At 66.7% G+C, this 19,456-nt stretch carries 16 protein-coding genes; 6 read left to right on the top strand and 10 right to left on the bottom strand.

Going from position 1 to position 19,456, the window contains the following annotated elements; translation table 11 throughout:
* Positions 1 to 10: 10 nt before the first annotated feature.
* The 3 genes from AC1DP9_RS08710 to AC1DP9_RS08700 all read left to right on the top strand — a co-directional run bounded on the left by AC1DP9_RS08710 (position 11) and on the right by AC1DP9_RS08700 (position 4,178).
* Positions 11 to 991, top strand: coding sequence for a Bug family tripartite tricarboxylate transporter substrate binding protein (locus AC1DP9_RS08710; RefSeq protein WP_477107078.1), 981 nt, complete (start codon positions 11 to 13; stop codon positions 989 to 991).
* A 14-nt stretch (positions 992 to 1,005) separates the two neighbouring features.
* Positions 1,006 to 1,980, top strand: a complete 975-nt coding sequence (locus AC1DP9_RS08705; protein WP_477107077.1) for a M14 family metallopeptidase — start codon at positions 1,006 to 1,008, stop codon at positions 1,978 to 1,980.
* Positions 1,981 to 2,165: 185 nt separating this feature from the next.
* On the top strand, positions 2,166 to 4,178 hold the full coding sequence (locus tag AC1DP9_RS08700; RefSeq protein WP_477107076.1) for a methyl-accepting chemotaxis protein: 2,013 nt from the start codon (positions 2,166 to 2,168) through the stop codon (positions 4,176 to 4,178).
* Positions 4,179 to 4,236: 58 nt separating this feature from the next.
* On the opposite strand, the gene AC1DP9_RS08695 is transcribed toward AC1DP9_RS08700, so the two are convergent.
* The 10 genes from AC1DP9_RS08695 to rpmH form a co-directional block, all read right to left on the bottom strand.
* A complete protein-coding gene (locus tag AC1DP9_RS08695; protein ID WP_092291094.1) occupies positions 4,237 to 4,836 on the bottom strand; it encodes an Sbal_3080 family lipoprotein in 600 nt (199 codons plus the stop codon).
* Positions 4,837 to 5,034: 198 nt separating this feature from the next.
* Positions 5,035 to 5,601, bottom strand: a complete 567-nt coding sequence (locus AC1DP9_RS08690; RefSeq protein WP_092291096.1) for an OB-fold putative lipoprotein — start codon at positions 5,599 to 5,601, stop codon at positions 5,035 to 5,037.
* Between the two features lie 33 nt (positions 5,602 to 5,634).
* Positions 5,635 to 6,258 carry a TetR/AcrR family transcriptional regulator gene (locus tag AC1DP9_RS08685; protein ID WP_454757451.1) on the bottom strand — a complete coding sequence of 208 codons (624 nt, stop codon included), beginning with the start codon at positions 6,256 to 6,258 and terminating at the stop codon, positions 5,635 to 5,637.
* Between the two features lie 39 nt (positions 6,259 to 6,297).
* A complete protein-coding gene (gene mnmE, locus AC1DP9_RS08680) occupies positions 6,298 to 7,725 on the bottom strand; it encodes a tRNA uridine-5-carboxymethylaminomethyl(34) synthesis GTPase MnmE (protein ID WP_477105414.1) in 1,428 nt (475 codons plus the stop codon).
* Between the two features lie 46 nt (positions 7,726 to 7,771).
* The gene (locus AC1DP9_RS08675) at positions 7,772 to 8,569 is read right to left on the bottom strand and encodes a CHAD domain-containing protein (protein ID WP_477107075.1); all 798 of its coding nucleotides are present in this window, start codon (positions 8,567 to 8,569) and stop codon (positions 7,772 to 7,774) included.
* A 119-nt stretch (positions 8,570 to 8,688) separates the two neighbouring features.
* On the bottom strand, positions 8,689 to 9,459 hold the full coding sequence (tam, locus tag AC1DP9_RS08670; protein ID WP_477107074.1) for a trans-aconitate 2-methyltransferase: 771 nt from the start codon (positions 9,457 to 9,459) through the stop codon (positions 8,689 to 8,691).
* 123 nt (positions 9,460 to 9,582) lie between these two features.
* On the bottom strand, positions 9,583 to 11,265 hold the full coding sequence (gene yidC, locus AC1DP9_RS08665; RefSeq protein ID WP_441645438.1) for a membrane protein insertase YidC: 1,683 nt from the start codon (positions 11,263 to 11,265) through the stop codon (positions 9,583 to 9,585).
* Between the two features lie 22 nt (positions 11,266 to 11,287).
* The gene (gene yidD / locus AC1DP9_RS08660; protein WP_092291108.1) at positions 11,288 to 11,587 is read right to left on the bottom strand and encodes a membrane protein insertion efficiency factor YidD; all 300 of its coding nucleotides are present in this window, start codon (positions 11,585 to 11,587) and stop codon (positions 11,288 to 11,290) included.
* An 8-nt stretch (positions 11,588 to 11,595) separates the two neighbouring features.
* Positions 11,596 to 12,033, bottom strand: a complete 438-nt coding sequence (gene rnpA, locus AC1DP9_RS08655; RefSeq protein ID WP_092292073.1) for a ribonuclease P protein component — start codon at positions 12,031 to 12,033, stop codon at positions 11,596 to 11,598.
* Between the two features lie 143 nt (positions 12,034 to 12,176).
* Positions 12,177 to 12,311, bottom strand: coding sequence for a 50S ribosomal protein L34 (gene rpmH, locus AC1DP9_RS08650; protein WP_008650850.1), 135 nt, complete (start codon positions 12,309 to 12,311; stop codon positions 12,177 to 12,179).
* A gap of 815 nt (positions 12,312 to 13,126) precedes the next feature.
* Between rpmH and dnaA the strand changes: the two genes are divergently transcribed.
* From dnaA to gyrB, 3 genes are all read left to right on the top strand, one after another.
* On the top strand, positions 13,127 to 14,887 hold the full coding sequence (gene dnaA, locus AC1DP9_RS08645; protein WP_092291122.1) for a chromosomal replication initiator protein DnaA: 1,761 nt from the start codon (positions 13,127 to 13,129) through the stop codon (positions 14,885 to 14,887).
* A gap of 367 nt (positions 14,888 to 15,254) precedes the next feature.
* The gene (gene dnaN / locus AC1DP9_RS08640) at positions 15,255 to 16,370 is read left to right on the top strand and encodes a DNA polymerase III subunit beta (RefSeq protein WP_477107073.1); all 1,116 of its coding nucleotides are present in this window, start codon (positions 15,255 to 15,257) and stop codon (positions 16,368 to 16,370) included.
* Between the two features lie 211 nt (positions 16,371 to 16,581).
* The gene (gyrB, locus tag AC1DP9_RS08635) at positions 16,582 to 19,107 is read left to right on the top strand and encodes a DNA topoisomerase (ATP-hydrolyzing) subunit B (RefSeq protein ID WP_092291126.1); all 2,526 of its coding nucleotides are present in this window, start codon (positions 16,582 to 16,584) and stop codon (positions 19,105 to 19,107) included.
* Positions 19,108 to 19,456 lie beyond the last annotated feature (349 nt).

Below are 19,456 nucleotides of genomic sequence, written 5' to 3'. Positions count from 1 at the left end.
AGAAATCACCATGAAAACCCTGCTGCGCGCGGCCGCTGCCGCCTCCCTGAGCTGTTGTGCCCTCGCCGCCACCGTCGCCCAGGCGGCGGGTGGCTATCCCACCAAGCCCATCACGCTGGTGGTGGGCTACACCGCCGGGGGCAGCGTCGATCTGGTCGCCCGCACCGTGGCGCCGGAGCTGGGCAAGCGGCTCGGCCAGAGCGTGGTGATCGAGAACCTCGGCGGCGCCGGTGGCACGATCGGCGCGTCGAAGGTGGTCAAGGCGGAGGCGGATGGCTACACGCTGCTGCTGGGCTCGGGCAGCGAGGTCTCCATCGCCCGCCTGACCAACCAGGCCGTGCGCTATGACGGCGAGCGCGACCTGGCGCCGATCACCTTCGTCGGCACGCAGCCGATGGTGCTGGTCGGCAAGCTGCAACTGCCGGCCAAGGACGCGGGCGAGCTGATGGCGCTGGCCAAGGCGCAGCCGGGCAAGCTGTCTTACGCCTCGTCGGGCGTGGGCACGCCGCTGAACCTGGCGGGCGAGCTGATCAAGCAGCAGGGCAAGGTCAACATCACGCACGTGCCGTACAAGGGCGCCTCCGCGATGGCCACGGACCTGCTGGGCGGCCAGATCGACCTCGCCGTGATGGTGCTGTCGTCGGCGCTGCCGCATATCCAGGCGGGCCGTGTACGCGCCTATGGCGTGACCGAGGGCAAGCGCGCCAGCGTGGCGCCGAACGTGCCGGCGCTGGCCGAGACGCCGTCGCTCAAGGGCGTGGACATGGGCGTCTGGTTCGGCCTGATGGCGCCTGCCGCCACGCCGCGCCCGGTGATCGACCGCCTGAACACCGAGATGCAGGCCGTGCTGGCCCTGCCGGACGTCCGCAAGAAGCTGGCCGAAGCCGGCGTAGAGGTGGCGCCGGCCAATCCGGCCCAGTTCGGCATCTTTATCAAGCGCGAGACGGCCCGCTATCGGACCATCGTGCAGACCGCCGATATCCGCGAGTAAATAGGATTCTTTCCATGACGCAGACGCCTCCCGCCTTCGCCGCCTATCCGGTGGAGGTCAGCTTTCCCGATATCCGCCCCTACGCCGCCGGCAACACCGGCATCGCCTACGTCCACACGTTCGATTCCGGCCTGCCGGGCCCGCACGTGATGGTCAACGCGCTGACACACGGCAACGAGGTCTGCGGCGCCATCGCCGTGGCCGGCCTGCTCGACCACGGCCTGCGTCCGCGCCGGGGGCGCCTGACGCTGGCGTTCGCCAATGTGGACGCCTACGCCACCTTCGACGCCGCCCGGCCCGATGCCTCGCGCTTCGTCGACCAGGACTTCAACCGCGTCTGGACCGCCGCCGTGCTCGACGACACCACGCGCGATTCCAGCGAACTGCGACGCGCCCGCGCCATGCGCCCCGTGATCGATACCGTGGACCTGCTGCTCGACCTGCACTCGATGCACGAGAAAAGCCGGCCGCTGATCGTCTCCGGGCCGCTCGACAAGGGCATCGCGCTGTCCAAGGCGCTGGGCGCTCCGGCGGACATCATCGTCGACGAAGGCCACCCCGAGGGCCGCCGCATGCGCGACTACGCCGGCTTCGGCGACCCGGCCAGCGCGCGCAACGCGCTGCTGGTGGAGTGCGGCCAGCACTGGGAGACCGCCGCCGTGGACGTGGCGCGCGACTGCACGGCGCGCTTCCTGCTGCAGGCGGGCATCGTCGAAGAAGCGGATTTGCCGGCCGGCTGGCTGCGCCCGCTCCCGGCGGCGCAGCGCGTGGTGCGCGTGACCGAGCCCGTGGTGGCCGCGAGCATGGACTTCCGCTTCGCCGGTCCGTACACGGGGCTGGAAACCTTCGACCAGGCGGGCACCGTGATCGGCTGGCGCGATGGCGAGCCGGTGACCACGCCGTACGACCACTGCGTGCTGGTGATGCCGTCGCTGCGCCAGCTTCGGCCGGGTGTGACGGTTGTACGACTTGGTCGGCTGGAGGTTTGATCGAACACATCCATGCAACCGGTTGCAATCGGCATTGCATCCTGATGTGACCTATTAGAGTAAGCGTTCGATCCATTCAAGCCGGGGGGCGCGCCATCCGTTATTGACGCTGTGACGACCTGCCGTCAGAGCGGGCGTTGCCCGCGCGCCATAAAGGTGCGTGGAATTGCCACGGAGCGCCCCTTTTGACTTCTCTCTCACTCTCCCGACCCGCGTCGGCCGGCCGCGCGCGCGCGCTCGCCGGTAGCTGGAGCATCGGCACCCGCATCGCGCTGGTGGTGCTGGTCGTCCAGATCATCGCATTCGGCGCCTACGCGCTGGCGCTGTCCCTGAGCAGCATGCATCAGCTCGAGGACCAGGCCCGCGAGGCCATCTACGCCGAAAGCCAGACCCTCAGCGAACTGGTCGGCCAGCTCGACGACACCATCCTCCAGGAAGCCGATCGCTTCATGCTGAGCTTCGCGGCCGTATTGCCCGGCCCGTACAGCGTGGACCCGGCGCAGGCCGTGGAAGTGGCCGGCAAGGCCACACCGACGTTCCGCAGCGGCGACCTCGTGCTCAATAACAGCTTCGACGTGCCCGACCGCTTCCTCGCCACCACCGGCGGCGTGGTGGCGACGGTGTTCGCGCGCACCGGCGACGACTACATCCGCGTGACCACCTCGCTCAAGAAGCAGGACGGCCAGCGCGCCATCGGCACGCTGCTGGACCGCGCCGGCGCCGCCTACACGGCCGTGGCGGCGGGCAAGTCCTACCGCGCGCTGACGTGGCTGTTCGGCAAGCCCTATATGAGCAAGTACGAGCCGGTGCGCGACGCCGGCGGCAAGATCGTCGGCGCGCTGTACGTGGGCGTGAACGTCGAGGCCGAGCTGGCGATGCTGAAGAACCGCATCCGCCGCAAAGCCATCGGCAGCGATGGCCACTTCATGGTGATCGACGCCCGGCCGGGCGCGGACCAGGGCAAGGTGCTGGTCGACCGGGCCGGCGGCGAGGGCTCKGTGCGCATCGACGCCAAGGACGCCGATGGCAAGACCTGGGTGCGCGACATGATCGCCGCCAAGGAGGGCTCGATGGTGCACACGGTGGCCATGGGCAATGACGGCAATGGCGCCACCGCCGAACGCCTGACCGCGTTCGCCACCTACCCCGAGTGGCAGTGGGTGATCGCCGGCACGGTGCCGATGGATTCGCTGCGTGGCGAACTGGTGGCGAGCCGCAACCGCTTCCTGGCCGCCGGCCTGCTGGTGGCGCTGGCGGTGTCCGCCGCGTTCTGGTGGCTGCTGCGTCGCATGGTCAGCCAGCCGCTGACGCACGCGGCCGGCGCGGCCTCCCGGCTGGCCGAGGGCGACCTGACTGCCCGGCTGGACAGCCCGCGCAATGACGAGATCGGCGAACTGATGCGCGCCATCGACGGCGTGGGGCAGGGGCTGACCGGCATCGTGGACAAGGTGCGCGGCAGCGTGGCGGCCATCGCCGGCAGCACGAGCCAGATCGCCAGCGGCAACGCGGACCTGTCGTCGCGTACGGCCTCGCAGGCGGGCAGCCTGGAGCGCACCGTGGCCAGCATCGAACAGCTTTCCGCCACCGTGAAGCAGAACGCCGACAACGCCCACGACGCCAACGCCGCTGTGGCCAGCGCCGCCGAGGCCGCCCGCGCGGGCGGAATGACGGTGGGCAAGGTGGTGGATACGATGGCCGAGATCCACCGCAACGCGCAGCAGGTGGTGGACATCATCGGCATGATCGACGGCATTGCCTTCCAGACCAACATCCTGGCGCTGAACGCCGCCGTGGAAGCGGCCCGGGCGGGCGAGCACGGGCGCGGCTTTGCGGTCGTGGCCGGCGAGGTGCGCAGCCTGGCACAGCGCAGCGCCAACGCGGCGGGCGAAATCAAGGGGCTGATCGAGCGGACCGTGACGGACCTGAAGTCTGGCAACGAGGCCGTGCAGCAGGCCGGTTCCGCCATCGACGACATGGTGCGGCGCGTGGAAGGCATGGCGGCGCTGATGAGCGACATCAGCGTGGCCTCCCGCGAGCAGGCGCAGGGGCTGGCCCAGGTCAGCGGCGCGGTGGCGGAGATGGATACCACCACGCAGCAGAACGCCGCGTTGGTGGAAGAGGCCGCCGCGGCCGCCGAGAGCCTGCATCACCAGGCGCAGGAGCTGCGCCAGGCGGTGGAGGTGTTCCGGCTGGCCTGATGGCTGGGCTGCTGGTTGGCCTGACTGCTGGCCTGACTGCTGGCCTGACCGGGGACGGTCAGGCGGCGGGTGCCGGCGCCGGGGCTGCCTCGGGCGCCGGTGCCGGGGCGGGCGCTGCCTGGGCCGGCTGCGGCTTGGGCTTCAGGCCCGGGAAGAGCTGGTCGACCAGTTCCTCGATCTTGGACGCCGGCGGGATCAGGTGGCTCAGGTTCACGCCGCCCGCGCTGCGGTTGGCGTTGAACAGGGCCTTGCCCACGCGCTCGCCGTTGCGGTAGATGGTGATGTCCGCCGACGTCAGGAACGGCGTCACGTAGGTCTGGCGCTGGGCCGTGTAGGTGGCCGTCATCGGGCACGAGGCGATCGACGAATACGGCGGCAGCATCTTCACCTCGAAGTTGCGCGCGCGCAGCGAGGCCGCGAAGTCTTCCACATAGGCATTGCCGTTCACCTGGTTGGTGACCACGCAGAACAGCGCGCCATCGGCGCCAATCACCTGGTTGCCATCGACACGGAATTCGGCCGGGCCGCCATAGGCACCGGACTGGTAGCCGGCGATGGGGTCGTACGTGACCGGCCGGTCGACCGGGGTGACCGCCTGGTAGGTGGAACAGCCGGTGGCCAGCAGGGCCAGCGCAGCGGCAAGGGTTGCTCTCTTCATGGTGTGTCCTGGATCGCGTCGGCGAGGGTGCCGGCCGCCCGGGCTCACAACAAAAAGCGAGGGGCGCAGTGCCGGCAGCATGCCTGCGTACTGTAGGCGTGCGGCGCGGCGGTCAATGCGGGGAACAGAGGGGGAAAATCGGCCCAGCCGTGCTGTCAGGCGGCCAGGCGGCCCGGGAGGCGCTTCTTCGTTGGGGACTTAGTTGGCGCCGCCACGTACCAGGCACTCGTTCAGCAGCGGCGTGCCACCCTCGGCCAGCCCGGCGCCGGTGCACTCCACGGCCACCTTCTGGCCGCGCCGGACCATCGTGGCGCGTGCCTCCACCTCGCATCGGCGCCCGGCCGGTCCGCAGATCTGTTCCGGCAGCAGCACGGCGCGGACCACCTGGCCCGGCGCATCGGTGCGGATCTCCAGAAACACCTCCGTCCCTTCACGGCGAATGCCGCTGGCCACGCCTTCCACGATGAAGTATTTGCCCCGATAGCGGTCGTCGGCCGCCCCGGTGTTGTCGCGATAGTCGTTGAGCAGGGCCGCCGCCGCGTACTCGGGCAGCCGGTCGGCGGGACGGTTCTCGTCGATGCTGATCGGATCGAGCGTGCCGTCGTGCGGAATGCCGCGCGGCACGCTGGCCGGCACCACTTCGGCCGTCTCGGCGGGAGCGGGCCCGGTCGGCACGATCTCGCCAGTGTCATTGCCGACAAACCACAGGATGCCGATGATCGCCACGAAGACGATGATGAGAAGGGTTTGCCGGAGACGGGACATCTTGGAGGGGGGCTGAGGAGGAAAAGCGGCAGTTTACCCGGTTGGGCCGCCCGAGACCCCATCGGCATCGCCAACCTGCGCCAGCAACTGCGCCTTGGCCGCCGCCAGCACCTCGTTGGACAGCCCGGTGCCCAGCGTGGCGCGCGACAGCACGAGCGCGCCGACCATCGTGGACAGCTGCGCGATGGCCGCCGCGCGCCGTGCCGCCGGGTCGTCGCCCGGCTGCACGCCCTCGAGGATCTCGAGCAGATCGCGGATACCGTCGACAAAGGCCGCACGCACCGGCTTCTCCTCGCCCTCGCGGGCGACGTCATTGGCCAGCGCCGCCGCTGCGCAGCCGGTGCCGGCGGCGTTGCGGTTGCGCACGGACAGGTAGTTCTCGATCAGCCCGGCGAGGGCGGTGGCCTTGTCCGGAGATTCCTCCACCCGCTTGCGCCAGCGCGCGCCCGATTCCTCGAACGCCCGCGTGCAGGCGATGGCCGCCAGCGCATCCTTCGACGCAAAATGGCCATAGAACCCGCCATGCGTCAGCCCAGCCGCCCCCATGAGGTCCGCCACGCTGATGCCATGAAACCCCTGCTCGCGAAACAGCCGCGAGGAGACCTGTTCGATAGTGACGCGGTGCCGTTCGGCTTCCGCCTTGGAGACGCGGGGCATGTGTAACTCCGGTTCAGGGATGTGCGGCCCGGGCAGGCCCTACTTCCCAATACAAAACCGCGTGAAGATGGTTCCCAGCAGGTCGTCGCTCGTGAACTCGCCGGTGATGCTGTTGAGGTGGTCCTGCGCCAGCCGCAGTTCCTCGGCGAACAGGTCGAGCGCCTGGGCCTGTTGCTGCGCGCGTTCGGTGGCCACGTCGAGGTGGGACTGGGCGTTGCGCAGCGCGGTGAGATGGCGCTCGCGCGCGAGGAACGTGCCTTCGTTGCCGGACTGCCAGCCGATCAGACGCAGCAACTCGCGGCGCATGAGGTCGATGCCCGCGCCGGTGCGCGCCGAGATCCAGATCTCGGTCGGGTTCGGCCCGTTGGCGGCCACCACGTGCGGGCGGTTGCCGCCGAACATCATCTCGCCGGCGGCGGGCGCCATGTCGATCTTGTTCACCACGCGCACGATCGGCGCACCCGGCGGCAGGCGGCCGCTGAGCTGGTCGTCGATGTGGTCGTCGATCTCGGACAGGCCATGTTCGATGTAGTCGGGGGCATCCACCAGATGCAGCACGATGTCGGCGCGGCCGATGGCCTCCCAGGTGCGCTCGATGCCGATGCGCTCGACCTCGTCGGCCGCATCCTCGCGCAGCCCGGCGGTGTCGATGATGTGGAGCGGAATGCCGTCGATCTGGATCGTCTCGCGCACGCGGTCGCGCGTGGTGCCGGCAATCGGCGTGACGATGGCCAGTTCGGCGCCGGCCAGCGCGTTGAGCAGCGACGACTTGCCCACGTTCGGCTGCCCGGCGAGCACCACCGACAGCCCCTCGCGCAGCAGCGCGCCCTGGCGCGCCTGCTTCAGCACGCCGGCGAGGTCGCTGCGGATGCGGGCCAGCTGGCCGCGCGCGTCGGAGGCTTCGAGGAAATCAATCTCTTCCTCGGGGAAGTCCAGCGTGGCCTCCACCAGCATGCGCAGATGGATGACCTTCTCGACCAGCGCGTGGATGGCCTTCGAGAATTCGCCTTCCATCGAGCGCGCCGCGGAACGTGCCGCGGCCTCGGTGCTGGCTTCGATGAGGTCGGCCACCGCTTCGGCCTGGGCGAGGTCGAGCTTGTCGTTCAGGAAGGCGCGCCGCGTGAACTCGCCGGGCTCGGCCACGCGCAGGCCAATCTCGCGCCCGGACTCCAGGCAGCGCGACAGCAGCATCTGCATGACCACCGGTCCGCCGTGGCCCTGCAGTTCGAGCACCTCTTCGCCGGTGTACGAATTCGGCGCGGGGAAGTACAGCGCGAGGCCGTGGTCGATCACGCAGCCGCGCGCATCGAGGAAGGGCAGGTAGGTGGCGTGGCGCGGCTTGAGCGTCTGGCCGCAGACCGCGCGCATCACGGTGCCCACATCGGGGCCGGAGACGCGCACGACGCCGATGCCGCCACGGCCCGGTGCGGTAGCGATGGCGGCGATAGGAAGCTGGGGAGCAGTCATGGGCACTATTGTCGCAGAACGGGATGGGTGCGGCGCATGCCGGCGGTCAGGGCGGGGTGGGTTTGGCTGTCGATTCGGCCATGGATTCGGTCGTCGATACACCGAGGCATTCCGCCATCAGCCGACGTGCCACCGAGGCGTCGATCACGGCGCCGAGCTCCCCCTGCCTTGCCACGAGTTGCTTGCGCAGTCCTTTGCGATAGCGCTTCGGCAGGACATCGGACAGCGCTTCGATCGCATAGCGCAGCCGCTTGTTGCCGATGCGGAGCTTGTGCAGGTGCTCGGTCCTGCCGTCGCGCGCGGTGCGGGTGAGGTCACGTACCCGATCGCGCGCCTTGCGGATGCGCTTGCGGGCGAACGCGCCCAGCTTGCCGCGCGATTTGCGCCCGGCAAGGTGCAGCAGGTCTCGGTGCAGTGTAGGCAAAGGCGCCTGCCGATATCGTGACAATCGTGTAACCATGCCTTCCCGCGCGGCCGACCGGCGTGCCTGCGCGGTCTCGATCAGCGCCACCAGCACGGCATCGCCGGGATGGTCGGCCAGCGCCGGGGACAGCGTCTCGATGACGAACACGTCCCAGTCGCGCACGTCGCTGGCGGCGTTCGCCACGTCGCGCAGCGCCCGCTTCCAGCGGGCCTTGACGCGCGCGGGCTGTACCGGGCCGAAGGCCCAGGCCACGGCGCGCAGATGTCGCAAGGCCACGCGCAGCGCGTGGACGTCCTCTGCCTGATCGCGGTGCAAGACCAGTTCCAGCCCGTCCTCCACGGCGCTGAGGCCCTGCGTGGCCAGGTCCACGAAGGCTTGGGCCGGACGCATGTTCCGGTGCAGGGCGGGGGCGGTAGGCATCGGCAACCTCTGACCTCCACGACAATGACTGTGTCACTGCAGTGTAGGCGATAGCGCACGCGTCGCCGGAGATGCTGTGACCGCTGCGCCGCACAAGGGCGCCCAAGGAGTTGCCGGCCCTAGCGCGTGGCGACGATGAACACGCGCGGGAACGGCAGCAGCACCGTGCCGTCGGCCATCGCCGGGAAGACCTTGGCCAGCGCGGCTTCGTACTGGCGCAGGTAGTCGGCCTGCTCGGCGGCGTCCAGCGGCGCCAGGAATGGCCGCAGGCCGCTGCCCTTGAACCACTCCACCACGGCGGCGGGGCCGCCCTTGAGGGGATGCTGGTAGATGGTGCGCCAGACATCCACGCGCGAGCAATGCGGCTTGAGCAGTTCGTAGTACCAGCGCTCGGACGCCAGCGGCGTGCGCGCCTGCGCCGCCGCCGTAAGTTTGGGCGACCACGGCCCGTTCATGGCCGTCTCGCGCATCAGCAGGTGCGGCGGTTCGTCGAGGTTGTCCGGCATCTGCACGGCCAGGCTGCCGCCCGGCGCGAGCTTGCTCACCAGCGACGGGAACAGCGTGGCGTGATCAGGTACCCACTGGAACACCGCGTTGGCCAGGATCACGTCATAGGGGCCGGCGTCGGTCCACGTGGTGGCGTCGGCGAGGGCGAAGTCGATATTCGGCAGGCGCTTGCGGGCGGCCGTCACCATGTCGGCATCGCTGTCCAGGCCGGTGACCTGGGCGCCGGCATAGCGCGCCGCGAGCACCTCGGTCGAGTTGCCGGGCCCGCAGCCGATGTCGACCACGCGCCGCGCCTCGCGGGTGGGAATCGCCTGCACGAGGTCGCGCACCGGGCGCGTGCGCTCATCCTCGAACTGTACGTACTGGCTGGCCGACCATGTCATCTCGCGTCCTCTTCATCGTGGCTGGATCAGGGCACAAGCATACGCCGCCGGCGCACCAAAAAAGTAAGCCCGGCGCGAGGCCGGGCTTACTTTCAGATTCGTCTCAGGCGAATGTCAGCGCGATCAGCCCTTGGCCACCGCCGCCGCCTTGCCCTTGCCGAGCATCCGGTTGATCTGCCATTGCTGGGCGATCGACAGGATGTTGTTCACGACCCAGTACAGCACCAGGCCGGCCGGGAAGAAGAAGAACATGAACGAGAACACCAGCGGCATGATCATCATGACCTTCGCCTGCACGGGGTCCGGCGGGGTCGGGTTCAGCTTGGTCTGCACGAACATCGACACGGCCATCACCACCGGCAGGATGTAGAACGGATCCGGCACCGACAGGTCGTGGATCCAGCCCAGCCACGGCGCGCCGCGCATTTCCACGGACGAGAGCAGCACCCAGTACAGCGCGATGAACACCGGGATCTGGATCACGATGGGCAGGCAGCCGCCCAGCGGATTGACCTTCTCGGTCTTGTACAGCCCCATCATCTCCTGGTTCATCTTCTGCGGATCGCCCTTGTGGCGTTCGCGGATGGCGGTCATGCGCGGCTGCAGGTCCTTCATCTTGCCCATGGACTTGTAGCTCGCCGCGGACAGCGGGAAGAACACCAGCTTGATCAGCACCGTCAGCGCGATGATCGACCAGCCCCAGTTGGCCAGCACGCCATGCAGCTTCTCGAGCAGCCAGAACAGCGGCTTGGCGAGGATGGTCAGCCAGCCGTAGTCCTTCACCAGCTCCAGGCCCGGCGTGATCTGCTCGAGCATGCGCTCTTCCTGCGGACCGGCGAACAGGCGGGCATCGGTGGTCACCGAGGCGCCCGGCGCGATCTGGCCCAGCGGCTGCTGGATGCCCACGCGGTACAGGTTCGGATCGATCTGCTCGGCGTAGAAGCTGTGCTGCTTGCCAGCCTGCGGAATCCAGGCGGAGGCGAAGTAATGCTGCACCATCGCCACCCAGCCGCTGGTGGTGGCAGCCGGCACGGTGGCCTTGCCCTTGGCGATGTCTTCGAAGCTCAGCTTGTGATACTTGTCGGCATCGGTGTAGATGGCCGGGCCGGTGAAGGTGCTGTAGAACTGCGACTGCTCGACCTTGCTGCCGTCGCGCGCCAGTTCCAGGTACAGCGTCGGCGAGATCGGCGCCGTGCCGGCGTTGGTCACGTCGAAGCGCGCATCCACCACATAGCTGCCCTTGTGGAAGATGTAAGTCTTCACGAACTTCACGCCGCTCTTCTCGGCAGTCAGCACCACTTCGAGCTTGTCCTTGCCATCCAGCGTACGCGGACCCGGCGCAACCGAGAACACCGTGGTGTGGTTGGGCAGGTCGCCGCCGATCAGGCCGGAGCGCGCCATGTAGGTGCGGTTTGCGTCACGTTCGAACAGCACGACCGGCTTGCCGTCCTTCTCGTGGTGCTTGAGCATCTCCAGGCGGGACAGGATGCCGCCGGCCGTGTCGATCTCGGCACGCAGGTCGTCGGTGGTGACCACCACCTTCTCGCCCGTGGGCTGGGCAGCGGCCTGCGGGGCGCCAGGCACTGCGCCCGGCGCCGAAGCACCCGCGGTGGCCGATGCGTTCGCCTTGGGCACGTCGCCCTGCGCCGCAGCGCCGCTCGCGCCGCCGGCCGGGGCGGCCTGCTGCTGCGTGTTGGCGCTCGGGAAGAACATCGACGCGTGGCCGTTGGCGCGCTGCCAGTTGTCGTAGAGCAGCACGAGGGCCATCGAGAAGATGACCCACAGGATGGTGCGTTTGATATCCATGTCTCGCTATGGTCGGAGGAAATCAGGGTCTCGGGAGCCGGACCGTGACAGGCGGGCGGCCTGGCGCGGCGGAGGCAGGAGTCGCCGCGGCGGCATTCCCGTGTTTCGTGGGGTCGGGCACGGGATCATACCCGCCCTGCGTGAAAGGATGGCAGCGGCAGAGCCTGCACGCGGCCATCCAGCTGCCCCGGGCCGGTCCGTGCAGCACGATGGCGTCACGGGCGTACTCGGAGCAGGTAGGCAGGAAGCGGCACCGCGAGCCCAGGTACGGACTCAATGCGATCTTGTAGATGCGCAGCAGGGCAAGCAGGATTCGCTTCATGATGGATATCAGGCAGGCGCGTTGGGCGTGGCAGGCGCCGCCGGGCCGGCCGCATCGACGGCGGGCGGGGCGGTGGGCAAGGGTCTGGCCGCCACCTCGAGCAGGCCGGCGATTTCCGCAAGGCACGCCCGCCGGACGGCCGTCCGGCTGGCGAAGTCCGCGCGCGGAAACTTGGCCTGCAGCCGCAACAGGATGTCGCGGCCCGCGAGTTTGGCTTGCTGGCCCCGGAACAGTTCCCGCGCCATGCGCTTCACGAGGTTGCGCTCGGCGGCGCGCGGCGCGAACTTCTTGCCGACGACGATGCCCAGCCGGGCCTGCGCCTGGCCGTTGGCTCGCACGTACAGCACGAAGTGTGCGCTGCGACGCCGTGGCCGCAAAGCAAAAACGGATGAAAATTCATCCGTCTTTGTGAGCCTCGCGGCTTTGGGAAAGGCATGGGTAGACACGCTGTGCAAAGCTAGCGGGATCGCTGGGCTTGCGGCGGCTGCCCCTGGCTGACCTGAGTGCGAGGCGGTGGCGGGGACGGTCAGTGCGCGGTGCGATGGCAGGCCATCGCGGCGCTCGACCGTCCGGGCCGGTCGCCCGGCGCTCAGATGGCCAGGCGCTTGCGGCCCTTGGCGCGACGAGCGTTGATGACGGCACGGCCGCCGCGGGTCTTCATGCGCACGCGGAAACCATGGGTACGCTTGCGGCGGGTAACGGAAGGTTGGTAGGTACGTTTCATGTTGCACTCTCTGGTTGATCCGGGCTTTCCGGGCGCCGGCCAATGCCGGGGCGCCTTGGCCGCCGCGTATGGTTCGCATGGGGCCGCCGCAATTCCGATCGGGTTTGCTGCGGTCTGCCGACGATTCTGGTTCTGTCTTGCTGCCGGCCGCCGCTGGCCTGGCTGAAGGCCGAGGCGCTGACGGGGGATCAGGCCGCTTGCCTGATGCCGCACATGTTTACACGTGGCGGTACGGGCCAGACCCGGCGATGCGCATACGTGATCCCCTGCCGCATCGCAGAACCCGCCATTTAACCGATATTCGCGCGAACTGTCAAGGCAACCGATGGCCAGTGCCGCCGACGCCGCCACAATGGCAGGCGCATGCGTCGGTGCGCCATTGTCCACAATGGCCGGTGGGTAACCTTGTGGGTATCCGGGGTCACCTATATGCGGTAGCCAAGATGTCCAACTCGTTGTTTTCGATGGATTATCAGCTGCCCAGGCCCCTCTCCGGGCCGTTCTTCTTTATAGGTTGTGCACAGCAATCCACTGAATTTTCACAACTTGTCCACAGGGTTATCCTTTGTGGATAACTTGAGGCGGGGGGTACAATCCCGGTCCAAACACTACACGGGCCGCGTGGCGCACGCACAACCCGGACTTCCTGCCTTGGTATACCGCTTGATCGGGCGATGCTTGCCGCACGCCGATGGGGTGGCATTGCCGCGTCGCGCTGGCCCCCGAGGGGCCGCGTGGCGGGAAGCCGGATGATTGGCGGGCACCCCGATACTCGTGACGCGCTGCGGCCTGGCGCGATCACCAAACAAGAACACATGCAAGATTTCTGGCAGGCGGCAGCCGCGCAACTCGAGCGCGAACTGACGCCGCAACAGTTCAAGACCTGGATCAAGCCGTTGGCGCCCGTCGCCTTCGACGAGGAGGCGCATGCGCTGCGGATTGCCGCGCCTAACCGCTTCAAGCTCGACTGGGTCAAGAGCCAATTCTCGGGCCGCATCACGGCCCTCGCCTGCGAATATTGGGAAGCGCAGGTTAGCGTTCACTTTGTCCTTGACCCTGCCGCCTCGGGGCGCGCGGCCGCCTATACCCAGCAGGCCACGGCACAGATGGGTGACAACGCCGGCGCGCACGCTGCAATGGGTACGCCGATGGGCGCACCCGGCAACGGCTATCCGAGTGGACAACACGGCGCTTCTCATGCGCCGCAGGGAACCGGTTATCCCGACTATCCGAACCCGGGCGCGCCGAGCGGCTATCCCGGCATGGCTGCCCTGAATCCCCAGGGCAACTACCCGGCGCGGCCGCAGATGCCGCAGGCGCCGCACACCGGTCATCCGCTGCAAGGCAATGCCGGCGGCCATGGCGCGGATATCGGTGATATCGACGTGGCCCAGATGGACCCGTCGGAGGCCAGCGCGCGTTCGTACCGCGTGCAGCCCCAGCATCCGCAACATGTGCAGCAGCACCCGCAGCACCAACAACACCCGCAGCACCAGTCCCACCCGGGCCAGCCGCAGCCGATGGGCGGCGCCCAGCCTAGCGACACGGTGCATGAGCGCTCGCGCCTGAACCCGATCCTGACGTTCGACAACTTCGTCACCGGCAAGGCCAACCAGCTGGCGCGCGCCGCCGCGATCCAGGTGGCCAACAACCCGGGCAAGTCGTACAACCCGCTCTATCTCTATGGCGGCGTGGGCCTGGGCAAGACCCACTTGATCCATGCCATCGGCAATTTCATGCTGATGGAGAACCCGCGCGCGCGGATCCGCTACATCCACGCGGAGCAGTATGTGTCCGATGTGGTGAAGGCGTACCAGCGCAAGGCGTTCGACGAGTTCAAGCGGTACTACCACTCGCTGGACCTGCTGCTGATCGACGATATCCAGTTCTTCTCCGGCAAGAACCGTACGCAGGAAGAATTCTTCTACGCGTTCGAGGCGCTGATCGCGAATCGCGCGCAGGTGATCATCACCAGCGACACCTATCCGAAGGAAATCACCGGCATCGACGACCGGCTGATCTCGCGCTTTGACTCGGGGCTGACCGTGGCCATCGAGCCGCCCGAGCTCGAGATGCGCGTGGCCATCCTGATGAAGAAGGCCGCCGCCGAGAACGTGAGCGTGCCCGAAGAGGTGGCGTTCTTCGTCGCCAAGCACCTGCGTTCCAACGTGCGCGAGCTGGAAGGCGCGCTGCGCAAGATCCTGGCGTTCAGCAACTTCCACGGCAAGGACATCACGATCGATGTCACGCGTGAGGCGCTGAAGGACCTGCTAACCGTGCAGAACCGCCAGATCTCGGTGGAGAACATCCAGAAGACCTGTGCCGACTTCTACAACATCAAGGTCGCGGACATGTATTCGAAGAAGCGGCCCGCCAATATCGCCCGGCCGCGCCAGATCGCCATGTACCTGGCCAAGGAGCTGACGCAGAAGAGCCTGCCGGAGATCGGCGAGCTGTTCGGCGGACGCGACCACACCACGGTGCTGCACGCCGTGCGCAAGATCGCCGACGAGCGGAGCAAGGACGCGCAGTTGAACCACGAGCTGCACGTGCTGGAACAGACGCTCAAGGGGTGATGCCTGAGCCGGTGACGCAGGTGAATCCTGCGCCGCCTGGCACCGTTTTATGATTTTAAAGGTTGGCCTTGCCGGGCTGGCATACTACAGGGTGCGCGCCCGGCGGCAAACGGGCGACTGAACGAAACGCTTGGATCGCGGGAAATCGGCCTCAGATAAGGCTTTGCGGTGAGTCGGGGCGGCTTGGCGGGAAGAAATGACGGATCGTGGCTTTTTAGGCACAGCCGTCCTCCGCGCCGGAGCCGGCCCGCTTCACCGCAGCGGCTTATCCTTGGTACAATGCACAATTAACTCCTTGATTCCTAAGTGAATTTGGAGTTGCGCGCAACCTGCGGTCGCTGACGACAAACGACGAAGGATAAATTCAATGCAATTGGTCAAAACCTCGCGAGACAATCTGCTGCGTCCGCTGCAAATCGTGAGCGGCATCGTGGAGCGCCGCCACACCCTCCCGATCCTGGCCAACCTGCTGATTCGCAAGTCCGGCTCGAATGTTTCCTTCCTCTCGACGGACATCGAGATCCAGATCACCACCCACGCCGAATGCGGCGTTGGCAGCGACAGCGTGGCCACCACCGTGGCGGCGCGCAAGCTGCTGGACATCCTGCGCGCGATGCCTGACGGTGACGTGGCGCTGTCGCTGAACGACAAGCGGATGACGGTGCAATCGGGCAAGAGCCGCTTCGCGCTCCAGACGCTGGCCGCCGAGGAATTCCCGACCGTGGCCGAGGCTGCGGAGTTCAGCGCGAGCGTGAGCCTGCCGCAGAAGACGTTCAAGCATCTGCTGGCGATGGTCCACTTCGCCATGGCGCAGCAGGACATCCGCTATTACCTGAATGGCATGCTGCTCGTCGTGGACGGCAAGAAGGTGATGGCCGTGGCCACCGACGGGCACCGCCTGGCGTACTGCGGCGTGGAACTCGAGACCGAGGCCACCGGCGGCGGCGCGCGCCAGGAAGTGATCATCCCGCGCAAGACCATCCTGGAACTGCAGCGGCTGCTCGAAGATAACGACGATCCCGTGCAGGTGCAGCTGGCCGCCAACCAGGTCAAGTTCACGTTCGCCAACATCGAACTGATCAGCAAGCTGGTGGAAGGCAAGTTCCCGGACTTCCAGCGCGTGATCCCCAAGGGCTACAAGAATGCGTTCGCGATCGACCGCGTGAAGCTGCAGCAGGCGCTGCAACGTACCGCCATCCTGACCACGGACAAGTTCAAGGGCGTGCGCTGTATCCTCGATACGCACATGCTGAAGATCAGCTCGACCAACGCCGATCAGGAAGAGGCGCAGGAAGAACTCGAACTCGATTACTCGGGCGACGCGCTCGATATCGGCTTCAACGTGACCTACCTGCTCGACGTGCTGGCCAACCTGAAGAGCGAACAGGTGCAGGTCAGCCTGGGCGACTCCAATTCGAGCGCCCTGATTACCGTACCGGAAGACGACAACTTCAAGTACGTCGTCATGCCGATGCGGATCTGATGACCGGGACTCCGGCCATGCCCGCCCACGCGGGGATGGCCGTGGACTGTCCAGTAGACAACCGGGCACACACCGCAGCAGGGGCAGGATCCCAACGATCCGCCCCTTTTGCCGTTTTTAAGTAACCCGCCATTGCGGACCCCAGACCCCGCGCCAGCCCGGCGTCGGGACCGGATTCCGCATTTGCCGTGAGTATCGTGAGTAGGAAAACATGACCGACCAGCAAAATCCGCAGCAGGAAAACTCTTACGGAGCCTCTTCGATCCAGATCCTGGAAGGCCTGGAGGCGGTACGCAAGCGCCCGGGCATGTATATCGGCGACACCTCCGACGGTACTGGCCTGCACCACCTCGTGTTCGAGGTCCTGGATAACTCCATCGATGAGGCGCTGGCTGGTTATTGCACCGAGATCCAGGTCACGATCCACAGCGACAACTCGATCTCCATCGTCGACAACGGCCGCGGCATTCCGCCGGCGGTGAAGTTCGACGACAAGCACGAGCCGAAGCGCAGCGCGGCGGAAATCGCCATGACCGAGTTGCACGCGGGCGGCAAGTTCAACCAGAACAGCTACAAGGTGTCTGGCGGCCTGCACGGCGTGGGCGTGTCCTGCGTGAACGCGCTGTCCAAGTGGCTGCGCCTGACCGTGCGCCGCGACGGCCAGGTCAACCTGATCGAGTTCGCCAAGGGCGAGGTGCAGAACCGCGTGATCGAGACCGTGAACGGTCCGGATGGCAACCCCGTGGAAGTCTCGCCGATGAAGGTCATCGGTGCGACCGACAAGCGCGGCACCGAAGTGCACTTCCTGGCTGACGAGGAAATCTTCACCAACGTGGAGTTCCACTACGAGGTGCTGTCCAAGCGCATCCGCGAACTCTCGTTCCTGAACAACGGCGTGCACATCCGCCTGACCGACCAGCGCACGGGCAAGGAAGAGGATTTTGCCTACTCGGGCGGCGTGAAGGGCTTCGTCGAGTACATCAATCGCGCCAAGACCGTGCTGCATCCGACCATTTTCTACGCGAATGTCGAGAAGGAAGGCATCACGGTGGAAGTGGCCATGCAATGGAACGATGGCTACAACGAGCAGGTTTTGTGCTTCACGAATAATATTCCGCAGCGCGACGGGGGGACCCACCTGACCGGCCTGCGCGCGGCGATGACGCGGGTCATCAACAAGTACATCGAAGAAAACGAGATCGCCAAGAAGGCCAAGATCGAGACGTCCGGCGACGACATGCGCGAGGGCCTGTCCTGCGTGCTGTCCGTGAAGGTGCCCGAGCCGAAGTTCAGCTCGCAGACCAAGGACAAGCTGGTGTCGTCCGAAGTGCGTCTGCCGGTGGAGGAACTGGTAAGCAAGGCGCTGACCGACTTCCTGCTGGAAACGCCGAACGACGCCAAGATCATCTGCGGCAAGATCGTGGATGCCGCTCGTGCGCGCGAGGCGGCCCGCAAGGCCCGCGAAATGACGCGCCGCAAGGGCGCCTTCGACGGCATGGGCCTGCCGGGCAAGCTGGCCGACTGCCAGGAGCGCGACCCGGCGCTGTCCGAACTGTTCCTGGTGGAGGGCGACTCCGCAGGCGGCTCGGCCAAGCAGGGCCGCGACCGCAAGTTCCAGGCAATCCTGCCGCTGAAGGGCAAGATCCTGAACGTGGAACGCGCGCGCTTCGACAAGATGCTGTCCAGCCAGGAAGTGCTGACGCTGATCACGGCGCTGGGCACCGGCATCGGCAAGGACGACTACAACCTCGAGAAGCTGCGCTACCACCGCATCATCATCATGACCGATGCGGACGTGGACGGCTCGCACATCCGCACGCTGCTGTTGACGTTCTTCTATCGCCAGATGCCGGACATCATCGAGCGCGGCTATGTGTACATCGCCCAGCCGCCGCTGTACAAGATCAAGCACGGCAAGGAAGAGCGGTACATCAAGGACGACAACGAACTCAACGCCTACCTGCTGAAGCTGGCGATGGAGAAGGCGTCCCTGACGCGCCCGGACGGCAGCGAGATCATGGGCGACGCCCTGACCGAGCTGGCGCGCCAGTACCAGCTGGCCGAAGGCGTGATCGGCCGCCTGTCCCGCATCGTCGACCCGGACGCGCTGCGCGCCATCGCCGACGGCGTGGTGCTGGATCTCGACAACGCGGCCGCGGCGGAAGCCTCGGCCGTGGCGCTGAAGGCCAAGCTGGCCGAGATGCACGCCAAGACGCTGCTGGGCGCCGCCGTGAACGACGACGGCACCGCTGACGTGTATGCGCAATTCGACGAGAAAACCGACAAGCACCGCCTGATGATCGCACGCCGGCACCACGGCAACGTGCGCCTGTCGCACCTGGACGCGGACTTCGTCCATGGCGCCGACTACGCCGCACTCGCCCGCGCCGCCACGACCTTCCAGGGCCTGATCCCGGAAGGCACCAAGGTCAAGCGCGGCGAAGGCGAACGCCTGCGCGATCAGACGGTGTCCGACTTCCACCAGGCCATGCAATGGCTGCTCTCCGAAGCAGAGCGCGGCGTGTCCCGCCAGCGCTACAAGGGCCTGGGCGAGATGAACCCCGAGCAGCTGTTCGAAACCACGCTGGACGTGACCCAGCGCCGCCTCCTGCGCGTGCAGATCGAAGACGCCATCGCGGCCGACCAGATCTTCACCACGCTGATGGGCGACGAAGTGGAGCCGCGTCGTCATTTCATTGAATCGAATGCGCTGGTGGCGCGGAATATTGATGTTTGAGGTGGTGTAGGAACTCAGAATAGTTGAGAAAAACCACAAATAGTTGATCAAGACTTTTCGGGGCCGTGTAAGTTTTCAGAATGGCTGGGAAAACTACACAAATAAATGACTTAGGACAGGGATGGACGATCGAGTTCGTCGACCGACGCTGGCCAAACAAAAAGCGTTGCTACAGCGAGGGCGCCATAGAACGATTGGCCCCCGAATTTTGCGACTGTACAAAGGCCGAGCAGCAATAGCTGATCGGCCTACCTCGTGAAAGTTAGGCTAAAGAGCAAAAAAAACGCCATTCGAAATGGACCAAGTTCGATTCGGTTTTTCCACTGGGTACTCCGTAGCGTTGCTAGAA

This window comes from Cupriavidus sp. 01L43 (assembly GCF_056399925.1).
The sequence above is the reverse complement of the archived record's forward strand: the minus strand, read 5'-3'. Positions and strand labels throughout refer to the sequence as shown.